This is a genomic window from Inquilinus limosus, assembly GCF_002195995.1.
In the GTDB taxonomy this organism is placed as follows: Bacteria; Pseudomonadota; Alphaproteobacteria; order DSM-16000; family Inquilinaceae; genus Inquilinus; species Inquilinus limosus_C.
Map to the genome: position 1 here is coordinate 162,276 of NZ_NHON01000004.1, position 11,239 is coordinate 173,514.

Sequence of the window (11,239 nt, forward strand, 5' to 3'; positions counted from 1 at the left end):
CATCCGATGAGCAAGCGTCAGATCACCTTCGGCGTCATGCTGCAGGGCCCCGGCGGCCACATGAACGCCTGGAAGCACCCCAGCGTACCGGCCGATGCCAGCGTCAATTTCGGCTTCTACCTCGACAATGCCCGCAAGGCCGAGGCCGCCGGCATCGCCTTCGCCTTCATCGCCGACGGGCTGTACATCAACGAGAAGTCGATCCCGCATTTCCTGAACCGGTTCGAGCCGATCTCGATCCTGTCGGCGCTGGCGGCGGTGACCTCGAAGATCGGGCTGGTGGGCACGCTGTCGACCTCCTACAGCGACCCGTTCACCGTGGCCCGGCAATTCGCCACCATCGACACCATCAGCGGCGGCCGCGCCGGCTGGAACGCCGTGACCTCGCCGCTCGAAGGCTCCGGCCGCAACTACAGCCGCGAGCATCCGGAGCACGGGCTGCGCTACGAGATCGCCCAGGAATATCTCGAGGTCGTGAAGGGCCTGTGGGACAGCTGGGACGACGACGCCTTCGTGCGCGACCGCGCCACCGGCCGATTCGTGGATTTCGGCAAGATGCGCCGGCTGGACCATAAGGGCCGGTTCTTCTCGGTCGAGGGGCCGCTGAACATCGGCCGCTCGGCGCAGGGCCAGCCGGTGCTGTTCCAGGCCGGCGCCTCCGATGACGGCATCCGCCTGGCCGGGCATCATGCCGACGCCGTGTTCACCAATGGCGGGCCGATCGAGGACGCCAAGGTGTTCTACCGGCAGGTCAAGGACAGCGCCGTCGCCCATGGCCGCCGGCCCGACGACGTGAAGATCTTCCCCGGCATCGGCCCGATCGTCGGCGCCACGGCGGCGGAGGCGGAGGAGAAGTACCGCGCCATCCGCGACCTGCTGTCGGTGGACGAGGCGCTGCTGTATCTCGGCCGTTTCTTCGACCATCACGATTTCAGCCAGTACCCGCTGGACGGGCCGTTCCCGGATCTCGGCGACATCGGCAGGAACAGCTTCCGCGCCACCACCGACGGCATCAAGCGCACGGCGCGGGAGCGCAACCTGACCCTGCGCGAGGTGGCGCTGGAGACGGCGACGCGGCGGACCCTGATCGGCACGCCGGAGACAGTGGCCGACGAGCTGGTGCGCTGGGTGGAGGAGGGGGCGTCTGACGGCTTCATCCTCGGCTTCCCGGTGCTGGGCCAGGGGCTGGACGACTTCATCCGCCACGTCCTGCCGGTGCTGCAGGAGCGCGGCCATTTCGACCCGGTGCTGCACGGCACCACGCTGCGCGACCATCTCGGCCTGCCCTATCGCGAGAGCCGCTATGCCGGAGAGCCGGCGCGGGAGCGGGCCGTGGCCGGGGGCCGCTGATGGCCGAGGCCATCCGCATCGCGGGCGCCGCGGACGCGCCGGCCGTGCTCGACCTCCTGCGCGCGGCGTACCAGCCCCTGCGCGAGATGGGCATCCGCTTCACCGCGGTGACCGCCGATCTCGACCTGGTGCGCCGCACGGTCGAGCGCCATACCACCTTCCTGCTGGAGCGGGACGGCGAGGCGGCCGCCACTGTGTCGGTGCGCTTCCCCTGGCCGATGGGGGAGGGGCACCTCGCCAGCTATCCCTTCCTCCACTGGTTCGCGGTGGCGCCAAATCTTAAGCGCCAGGGCGTCGGCTCGGCCCTGCTGCGGCATGTCGAGAACGGGTTCCTGCGCGACCAGGTCAAGGCGCCGGCAGTCTATCTGGCGACCGCGATGCGCCATCCCTGGCTGCGCGGCATCTATGAGCGGCGCGGCTACCAAGCCTTTCACCGCCAGCCCAGCAGCCGGGGCGAGGAGATGGTGTTCCTGCGCAAGATCCTGCTGCCGGAGATCTATCGCGACCTGGAGGTGGCGGAGCTGAGGCGGTCGGATCCGGACGGGCTGGCGCTGGTGCAGGCGGGTGCGGCATGAGCGCGGACAGCATCGCGACGGGCGTCGCGGCGCATCGTGAGGCGATGGTGGCGCTGCGCCGCGACCTGCATCGCCACCCCGAGCTGGCCTATCGCGAGCGGCGCACCGGCGACCTGGTGGCGCAGGCGCTGTCCGCCTGGGGCTACGAGGTCCATCGCGGCCTGGGTGGCACCGGCGTGGTCGGCACCCTGGCGCTGGGCGACGGCCCGCGCCGCATCGGCATCCGCGCCGATATGGACGCGCTGCCGATCGTCGAGGCCACGAACCTGCCCTATGCCAGCGGCACGGCGGGGGTGATGCATGCCTGCGGCCATGACGGCCACACCGCCAGCCTGCTGACCGCCGCCCGGGTGCTGGCCGAGCGGCGCGGCTTCTCCGGCACGCTGCACCTGATCTTCCAGCCGGCGGAGGAGGGCGGCGCCGGCGCCCGCCGGATGATCAAGGATGGGCTGTTCGAGCGATTCCCCTGCGACGCCGTCTACGGGCTGCACAACTGGCCCGGCGTGAAGCTGGGCCAGTTCGGCTTTATCGCCGGTCCGGCCATGGCCGCGGTCGACCGGGTGACGATCCGCGTCATCGGCCGGGGCGGCCACGGCGCCGTGCCGCAGCAGACGATTGATCCGGTGGTGGCCTCCGCCTCGCTGGTCATGGCGCTGCAGAGCGTGGTGGCGCGCAATGTCAGCCCTCTGGACGCCGCGGTGGTGACGGTCGGCACCATCCATGGCGGCACCGCACCGAACGTGATCCCCGACGCGGTCGAGCTGCAACTGACCGTCCGCACCTTCCGGCCGGAGGTGCGGGAGCGGATCGAGGCCCGCATCACCGCTCTGGCGAAGGCCCAGGCCGAGAGCTACGGCGCCGCGGCCGAGATCGAGTATCTGCGCGGCTATCCGGTGCTGGTGAACCATGCGGCGGAGACGGAGTTCGCGCGCCAGGTGGCGGCGGAGCAGTTCGGCCAGGACCGGATCGAGGCCGAGTTCCCGCCGATCACCGCCAGCGAGGACTTCGCCTACATGCTGGAGGAGCGGCCGGGGAGCTATCTCTATCTCGGCAATGGCGACAGCGCCGCGCTGCACAGCCCGCACTACAACTTCAATGACGAGATCCTGCCCGTCGCCGCCCGCTACTGGGTGGCGCTGGCGGAACGGTATCTGGTGGCGGCGTAGGGTTTCGCTGCCCCCTTCTGTCATTGCCGGGCTTGACCCGGCAATCCAGGGGCCACCCAGAGCGGCATCGGCATTTCCTGGATGCCCGGGTCAAGCCCGGGCATAACACAGAAAAAGAGGCGAGCTGCGGCCTTCACGCCGTCCGCCGCACCGCCGGTGCCAGCGGACTGATATCCTTCTCGAAAGGCAGCTTGCCGTGGATCTCCGGGTCGATCTCGGTGTCGAACAGGGCGGTGTAGCCGGAGCGGAGATAGAGGCCGGCCGCCTCGGGCTGGCGGAAGCCGGTGGTCAGGTAGATCCGGCTGTAGCCCTGCCGCGCCGCCTGCGCCTCCAGCTCCTGCAGCACCCGGCGGGCCAGGCCCTGGCGGCGCAGGTCGATATGGGTCCAGACCCGCTTCATCTCCGCCGTCTGCTCGTCGTAGCGCTTGAAGGCGCCGCCGGCGATGGCGGCGCCGTCGCGCAGCAGCAGCAGGAAGGCGCCGTCCGGCGGCGCGAACAGCTCGGCCGGATAGCGATTCATCTCCTTGACCCCGTCGCCCCGGCCCCAATAGTCGCCGTAGCGCGTCTCGTATTCCCAGGTCAGGGCCGAGATCAGCGGCTGTGCCTGCGGATCCAGCGGCGTGGTGTAGAGGAATCGGTCGGTCATCGCATTGCCTGTTCGGGGCGGGGAAGGGCGGCCGCGATGGTCGCGGCCGCAGGGTCTGGTTCAGACTTTGGGCAGGCCGGGCGGGTTCGTCCGGGACTGCTCGATCGCCTCATCGGTCAGGTTCCAGCGGGCCAGCGCCTCGCGGTACTTGCCGTTCCGGATCAGGGTGTTGATCGCGAGCGTCAGGGCGTCGGCCAGGCCGGCCCCCTTGCGCGTGGTGATCGCGATCTCCGCCGTCAGCGGCCAGCCGCCATTGATGACGCCGACCGCGCGGGTCTTGCCGCTGACCGCCGCGGCATAGGCCAGGCGGGAGTTCGGGTTGATCTCGACATCGGCGCGGCCGGAGGTCAGGGCCAGCTGCGACGCGCCGTTATCATCGAAATAGAGGAACTCCGCCGGCTTCAGCCCGGCGGCGACGTTCTGCCGGTCCCACTCGACCACGATCTTCTCCTGGTTGGTGCCGGCGCCGACGATGACCTTGAGCCCGGCGATGTCCTTCGGCTCCTTGATCGACTGGATCGGGCTGTTCAACGCGACATAGGCGCCGAGCACGTCCTGGCGGTAGGAGGAGAAGTCGAAGCGCTGCTTGCGCTCCTCGGTCACCGTGACGTTGCTGATCACGGCGTCGAAGCGGCCGGAGACCAGGCCCAGCGGCCAGTCGGCCCACGCCACCGGCACGAACTCCACCTTCCGGCCCAGCGATTCCGCCACCAGCGAGGCCAGGTCGGCATCGGTGCCGACCACCGTCTTGGCGTCGGAGCCATAGGTGTTCAGCGGCGGGTCGCCGACGCTGACGCCGACGGTGAACACCCCGTCCTTGACGAATTTGAAGCCGGGCGAGACGGCGGCGACGGCCGCGTCGACCTTCTCGGTGTGGATTCGGCCGGCCTGCTCCGGGCTCAGGTCGAAGCTCTTGCCGCTCTGCGCGTATGCGCCGGCAGCGGTGAGGAGGGCGGCGATGCCGATGGCCGCGGCTGCCGTGGTCCGGCGGAGGAACATGATGGGGCTCCTGATCTCTGGTCGGGTGGGGTTGGGCAGCGGCGGCGTGGGGGACTCGGCCAGCGACGGCCGGGAAGGGGGCTACAGCACCTTGGCCAGGAACTCGGCGGTCCTGGGGTGCCTCGGGGCGGCGAAGACCTGGTCGGGCGGGCCCTGCTCCAGGATCCGGCCGCCATCCATGAACACGACGCTGTCGGCGACCTCGCGGGCGAAGCCGATCTCATGGGTCACGATCACCAGCGTGGTGCCGGACCGGGCCAGGGTGCGGATCACGTCCAGCACCTCGCCCACCAGCTCGGGGTCGAGGGCGGAGGTCGGCTCGTCGAACAGCAGCACCTTGGGCTTCAGCGCCAAGGCGCGGGCGATGGCGACACGCTGCTGCTGGCCGCCGGAGAGCTGGCGCGGATAGGCCTGCGCCTTGTCGCTGAGGCCGACGCGGGCCAGCAGCGCGAGCGCTTCTTCCGTCGCCTCGGCCTTCGGCTTGCGGCGCAGCGCCACCGGCGCCTCGATCACATTCTCCAGCACCGTCAGATGCGGGAACAGGTTGAAGGTCTGGAACACCATGCCGACATCGACCCGGCGCTTCAGGATCTCAGCCTCCTTCAGCTCGTAGAGCGTGTCGCCGCGCTCGCGATAGCCCAGCAGGGCGCCATCGACGGTGATGAAGCCGGCATCGACCTTCTCCAGATGGTTGACGCTGCGCAGCAGCGTCGACTTGCCGGAGCCGGAGGGGCCGAGGATCACGGTGACGTCGCCGGACGGGATGGTCAGGCTGACCTCGTCCAGTACCTTCAGCGACCCGAAGCTCTTCGACACGCCCTGGATCCGCACCTCGCCGCGCCCGGCGGACAGCGGCTGCCAGGCCGGCTGGGATGGCCTCGGCGCGGCGGGCGCGGCGGCGATCCGCACGGGCTCGGCCAGCACCGGTTCAGCCCGGCGGCCGGCGCGCCAGGCGCGAAGCCGCTGGATCGGCGTCGGCGGCAGCGTGCGCAAGGCGCCGCGGGCGAAGTGCCGCTCGATGTAGAACTGGATGACCGACAGCACGATCATGATGATCAGGTACCAGACGGTCGCGACCATCAGCAGCGGGATCACCGCCAGGTTGCGGCGATAGATCACCTGCACCGTGTAGAACAGCTCCGGCAGCGCCAGCACGTAGACCATGGACGTGCCCTTGGCCAAACCGATCAGCTCGTTGAAGGCGGTCGGCAGGATCGCCCGCATCGCCTGCGGCAGGACGATGCGGAAGGCCTGGCGCCGGCGCGGCAGCCCCAGCGCCGCCGCGGCCTCCAGCTGGCCCTGGTCGACCGACAGGATGCCGCCGCGGATGATCTCGGCCGAGAAGGCGGCCTGGTTCAGGCTCAGCCCCAGCAGCGCCGCGGCATAGGGGCCGAGCAGCGAGACCGTGGGGTATTCGCCGAAGACCATGTCGGTGAAGGGGATGCCCAGCCGCACCGTCTCGTACAGGTAGCCGAGGTTGAACAGGATCAGCAGCAGCACGATCAGCGGGATCGAGCGCAGCAGCCAGATGTAGCCCCAGGCCAGGCCGGACAGCAGCGGCGACCGCGATACCCGGGCCAGGGCCAAGCCGGTGCCGAGCAGGAAGCCGAGGGCGGAGCCGGCGGCCGTCAGCAGGATGGTTCGGCCCAGCCCGTCCATCACCGGCTCGGCGAAGAACCATTCGGCGAAGACGCCCCACTCCCAGCGCTCATTGGTCAGGATCGAGTGCAGCACCACGACGATAACGGCCGCTGCCGCGAGGGTGCCGGCGGTGCGGCCGGGATGGCGGGCGCCGACGACCCGGTGGCGGGAATAGTCGCGCGCCTCCGCCAGGTCGCGGCGGCGCACCGCCTCGGGCGCGGCCTCCGCCAGGCGGGGCAGAAGGCGCGGGCGGTCCTGCAGGTCGATGTCTGGGCTGGTCATGCGGTCTCGCAATCGGCTGTCGCTGCTGGGTGCCGCCGGACCGTCCGCCGGTCCGCCGATCATATATAACAGTTAAAATCTGCATAAATTGCAGTTTCAACATATCTATTGCGCATATGTAAATTCATACTGTCAACTGAGTCCGTATATTGATCGCGCGGCCGGCCGTCGGCCGAGGAGGGAAGAATGTTCGGAGCGCTCCCCAGACGGGCAGCCGCAGCCCTGATCCTGGCTCTAGCGGCCGTCTCGGGGCCGGCCCTGGCTCAAAGCCTCGACCTGAGCCCGGAGCAGCCGGGCCGCCTGCGGGCGGAGAAGGACGCGGCGATCGCCGCCGCGCTGCCGAAGGATTTCCGATTCGTCGAGGACGGGGTGCTGACCGTGGCGGTGGCGCCCAGCCAGCCGCCGATCGCCACCTATGCCGATGATGCGCGGACCGTGGTCGGCGCCGACCCGGACCTGGCCCAGCTGGTCGCCGACGTGCTGGGGCTGAAGCTCAAGCTGGTTGCCGTGGCCTGGGCGGACTGGCCGCTGGGCCTGGCCTCCGGCAAGTACGACGCCGTCATCTCCAATGTCGGCGTGACCGAGGAGCGCAAGCAGCGCTTCGACTTCTCCAGCTACCGCAAGGGCCTGCACGGCTTCTATGTGAAGTCGGACAGCCCGATCACGGCGATCCGCGAGCCGAAGGACATCACCGGCCTGCGGATCATCACGGCCTCCGGCACCAACCAGGAGCGGATCCTGCTGGAGTGGAACCGGCAGAACCAGGCCAAGGGCCTGGCCCCGGCCGAGCTGCAATATTATGACGACCAGGCCGCCTGGGGGCTGGCGATCCAGGCGGGGCGGGCGGACGCGCTGTTCAGCGTCAACGCCTCCCTGGCCTACCAAGCCCGTGACGGCAGCCTCAAGCCGGTCGGGACGGTCAGCTCCGGCTGGCCGCTGGACGCCGAGACCGGCATCACCACCCGCCGCGGCAGCGGCCTGGCCGACGCTTTCACCGCCGCCATCAATGAACTGATCGCAGACGGGAAATACGCCGGTTCGCTGGCGCGCTGGAACCTGTCGGCCGAGGCGATCGACCGGTCGCGCACCAACCCGCCCGGCCTGCCGGCATTCTGACGAGGACCGCATCATGGCATCGATCGACCATGCCGGATTCCTGACCCCCGGCAGCTTTCCGGAGGCCGACCCGCAGGACGGGCTGGAGAAGGCGCTGCGGCTGTTCGCCCATGGCGAGCGGCTGGGCTTCGACAGCGCCTGGATCCGGCAACGGCATCTCGAGCCCGGCGTGTCCTCAGCCTCGGTGTTCCTGGCGGCCGCGAGCCAGCGCACCCGGCGCATCCAGCTCGGCTCCGCCGTCATCCAGATCGGCTATGAAAGCCCGTACCGGCTGGCCGAGGACCTCGCCACCGTCGACGTGCTGTCGGGCGGGCGGCTGAATGTCGGGCTCAGCGCTGGCGTGCCGCCCCATATCGACCTGCTGGGACCGCGCGTCTTCGACGGCGACTGGACCGGCTACGACCTGTCCTATGGCCGGGTCGAGCGGCTGGTCGACAATCTCCGCGGCGGCTATCTCGGCGCGCCGGACCGGGTGGTGGTCAACGCCGCCGGCCGCCACCGGCCCCGGCTGCAGCCGGTGGCCGAGGGGCTGACCGACCGCGTCTGGTACGGCGGCGGGTCGCTGCGCTCGGCCGGCTGGGCCGGCCGCACCGGGCTGAACCTGTTGATCGGCAACGTCACCTCGGGCGAGGGCACCGACGATTTCTTCACCGCCCAGCTTCGGCAGCTCGACGTGTATCGGGAGGCCTGGCGCGGATCGCGCCCGGCCCGTGTGGCTTTGGGCCGGGTGATTGTGCCGTTCGACGGCGCCGATGACTGGACCCGCGCCCGCTATGCCGAATACGCCGCCAGCCGGCGCGCGCGGATCCTGGCGCCGCAGGGCGAGCGGCGGACCCTGTTCGCCCCGGACCTCGTTGGCCCCTCCGACCAGATCCTCGAGGCGCTGGCCCGGGACCCGGTGCTGGCGGAGGTGTCGGAGCTGCGGCTGGAGCTGCCCTACGAGTTCCGGCCCTTCGAGTACGAGCAGATCCTGGGCGATGCGGTGCGCCACATCCTGCCGCAACTCGGCTGGACGCCGGCGGGGCAGGGCGGACCGGTCTCCGCGCCCCATGCCTCCCCGGCCGAGGCCTGGGTGCCGCAGGGGAAATAGGGGACCGCTCCGCGGCGGACCTCCTATTCCACGACGATCCGCACCGGGCGCGATTCCCCGCCCTGCAGCGGCAGGCGCAGCTGGAAGCGGTGGGCGCCGGGGCTCAGCGGCCAGTACACCGTCTCGTCCGGCCGGGCGGTGCGGAACGGCAAGCCGTCGACATACCAGACGACCTGGGTGACGCCGGGCGCCGCCGCGGCCTTCAGCGCCAGCCGGTCCAGCGCCGGCGGCATCTCCGGGTTGCGCCAGATCCGGGCGTTGTGCTCCGGCATCGTGATCGACAGGCGTGGCGGCTCGGCGGTGCCGATCGCCGGACCGTCCGGTCGGGGGGCATCCGGCTGCTGCGCGCGGGCGACGGCGGGGACCACGGCCGGCGGCGCGGCGGCGTCCGCCTTGACCCATTCGACCAGCCGCTGGCGGCAGAAATCGGGGGAGGGGCCGCCGGCCGGCACGCACAGCTCGACCGGCTTGTAGGCACGCGGCGCCGGGAAGCCGGCGTCCAGCAGGTCGCCGGGCCGGGCGCCGTGCAACGCCATCAGCACATCCTGCGCCAGCTTCGCGGCCGAACCGGCGCCGGCCACCTGGCGCATGGTCCCGGCATCCGGCCGGCCGAACCAGACCCCGACCATGTAGTCCTGCGACCACGCCACCACCCAGGCGTCGCGGTACCCTTGTGAGGTGCCGGTCTTCAGCGCCACCGGGAACGGGAACTCGGTGGTGCCGTAGCGCGGGAAACTGGGCAGCCGCGCCATCGGGTCGGACAGGAACAGCGTCACCAGCCGGGCGATGTCGGCCGACAGCACCCGGCGCGGCGGCGCCATCGGCTGGCCGCGATACCACACCAGGTCGCGCAAGGTGCCGTCATCGGCCAGCGCGCCATAGGCCTGCACCAGCCGGTCCAGGCTGGTCGGCAGCGACCCGATCGCCATCGACAGGCCGAAGCTCTCGGCTGGCACGTCCAAATCGTGCAGCCCGAGCTCGCGGAAATAGCGGAAGCCGCTGTCCAGCCCGACCCGGCGCAGCAGGTTGGTGGCCGGGATGTTGCGCGAATTGGCCAGCGCCTGGCGCGGCAGCACCGGGCCGAGGAAGGTCCGGTCGGCGTTGGAGATGCCGGACGCGCCCTCCGGCATGTCGGCCATCACGTCGGTCGGGCTCAGCAGGGTGCGCTGCATCGCCAGGGCGTAGATGAAGGGCTTCAGCGTGCTGCCGGGCGACCGCACGGTGCGGCTGAAATCGATCGACCCGCCATCCGGCCCGCCGTAGCGGGCGCTGCCGATATCGGCCAGCACCTCGCGGCTGTCGCGCCGGGCGACCACCACGGCCACCTGCTGCGCCCCCATCGGGGACAGCGCCCGCAGCTGGCGCCGCGCCGCCGCCGTCACCGTCTCCTGGATCCCCAGATCCAGCGTGGTGCGCAGCCGCGGGTCGCTCGGGTCCAGCGCCTGGGCGCCGTTGCGCGCGATCATCTGGCGCAGCCGCAGGATGGCGGGCACGGCGTCGGGCCGGCGCGGCACCGGCGGCAGGCGCAGATCGGCCAGCTGCGTCGTGGCCAGCCCCAGCTCCTGCGGGTCGATCACGCCCTGGCTGGCCAGCTCGTCCAGCGCCCGCTGGCCGCGCAGCTTGGCCCGGGCCAGCCCGTCCGGCCGGCGCGGATTCATCAGGCCCGGCGCCTGCGGGATGGCGGAGAGCAGGGCGATCTCGGCCCAGCTCAGATCCGCCACCGGCTTGTCGAAATACCAGCGCGCGGCATGGGCGATGCCGTGGCTGCCATTGCCGTATGGCACCAGCCGCAGGTAGTGGGCCAGCAGCGTCCGCCGGTCGTAGCGCTGGGTCAGCACCAGCGCGGTGCCGGCCTCCACCGCCTTGGACCACAGGTTGCGCGCCGCCGGCTGCTGCATCCGGGCGATCTGCATGGCGATGGTGGAGGCGCCGGACCGCACCCGGCCGCCCTCGAGATTCTGCCACAGGGCGCGGGCGACGGCGCGCGGGTCGACGCCCGGATGGTCCCAGAAGCGGCGGTCCTCCAGCGCCAGCGTGGCGCGCACGACCCGGTCGGGCAAGGGACCGATGGTCCAGTAGCCGTAGTCGACATACCGTTTGCCGTCCGCCGTGCGCTCCTCATGGCCGATCTGGGCCAGGAACGCGCCCTGCCGGTCGTACAGGATCGGCGTCGGCGCCGGCGCCTCCAGATGCGCCCGCTGCGCCACCTGGACGGCGAACACCCCGAACACGGCGAGGCTGAGCGCGAGGGCGCTCCAGCCGATCCGGCGCCGCCAGGGGCGGGACGGGGTGGGAGCGATTGCGGAAGGCGCGGGAGCCTGCATTCAAGTCAGCCCCAAAGTGTCCCCCCTCCCGCGGGGGAAGGGGGGACTAT

General features: G+C 71.0%; 9 protein-coding genes. 5 read left to right on the plus strand and 4 right to left on the minus strand.

Going from position 1 to position 11,239, the window contains the following annotated elements:
• Nucleotides 1-6: 6 nt before the first annotated feature.
• The 3 genes from BWR60_RS04180 to BWR60_RS04190 are packed head-to-tail and all read left to right on the plus strand — an operon-like array spanning nt 7 to nt 3,091.
• A complete protein-coding gene (locus BWR60_RS04180) occupies nt 7-1,350 on the plus strand; it encodes an LLM class flavin-dependent oxidoreductase (protein ID WP_088149751.1) in 1,344 nt (447 codons plus the stop codon).
• A complete protein-coding gene (locus BWR60_RS04185; RefSeq protein ID WP_088149752.1) occupies nt 1,350-1,925 on the plus strand; it encodes a GNAT family N-acetyltransferase in 576 nt (191 codons plus the stop codon). The genes BWR60_RS04180 and BWR60_RS04185 overlap by 1 nt, the downstream gene beginning before the upstream one ends.
• Nucleotides 1,922-3,091: a M20 aminoacylase family protein gene (locus tag BWR60_RS04190; protein ID WP_088149753.1), complete on the plus strand. Its 1,170-nt coding sequence runs from the start codon at nt 1,922-1,924 to the stop codon at nt 3,089-3,091. Before BWR60_RS04185 ends, BWR60_RS04190 begins: the two co-directional genes overlap by 4 nt.
• A gap of 133 nt (nt 3,092-3,224) precedes the next feature.
• On the opposite strand, the gene BWR60_RS04195 is transcribed toward BWR60_RS04190, so the two are convergent.
• The 3 genes from BWR60_RS04195 to BWR60_RS38925 all read right to left on the minus strand — a co-directional run bounded on the left by BWR60_RS04195 (nt 3,225) and on the right by BWR60_RS38925 (nt 6,659).
• Entirely contained in the window at nt 3,225-3,737 is a 513-nt protein-coding gene (locus BWR60_RS04195; RefSeq protein WP_088149754.1) for a GNAT family N-acetyltransferase, read from the minus strand.
• A 60-nt stretch (nt 3,738-3,797) separates the two neighbouring features.
• Entirely contained in the window at nt 3,798-4,736 is a 939-nt protein-coding gene (locus BWR60_RS04200; protein ID WP_088149755.1) for an ABC transporter substrate-binding protein, read from the minus strand.
• An 81-nt stretch (nt 4,737-4,817) separates the two neighbouring features.
• A complete protein-coding gene (locus BWR60_RS38925; RefSeq protein ID WP_088149756.1) occupies nt 4,818-6,659 on the minus strand; it encodes an amino acid ABC transporter permease/ATP-binding protein in 1,842 nt (613 codons plus the stop codon).
• A 186-nt stretch (nt 6,660-6,845) separates the two neighbouring features.
• Between BWR60_RS38925 and BWR60_RS04210 the strand changes: the two genes are divergently transcribed.
• Nucleotides 6,846-7,775: an ABC transporter substrate-binding protein gene (locus tag BWR60_RS04210; protein ID WP_088149757.1), complete on the plus strand. Its 930-nt coding sequence runs from the start codon at nt 6,846-6,848 to the stop codon at nt 7,773-7,775.
• 13 nt (nt 7,776-7,788) lie between these two features.
• Nucleotides 7,789-8,865: an LLM class flavin-dependent oxidoreductase gene (locus BWR60_RS04215; RefSeq protein WP_088149758.1), complete on the plus strand. Its 1,077-nt coding sequence runs from the start codon at nt 7,789-7,791 to the stop codon at nt 8,863-8,865.
• A 23-nt stretch (nt 8,866-8,888) separates the two neighbouring features.
• Here the strand turns inward: BWR60_RS04215 and BWR60_RS04220 are convergent, their stop codons facing one another.
• Nucleotides 8,889-11,189 carry a transglycosylase domain-containing protein gene (locus tag BWR60_RS04220; RefSeq protein ID WP_088149759.1) on the minus strand — a complete coding sequence of 767 codons (2,301 nt, stop codon included), beginning with the start codon at nt 11,187-11,189 and terminating at the stop codon, nt 8,889-8,891.
• Nucleotides 11,190-11,239 lie beyond the last annotated feature (50 nt).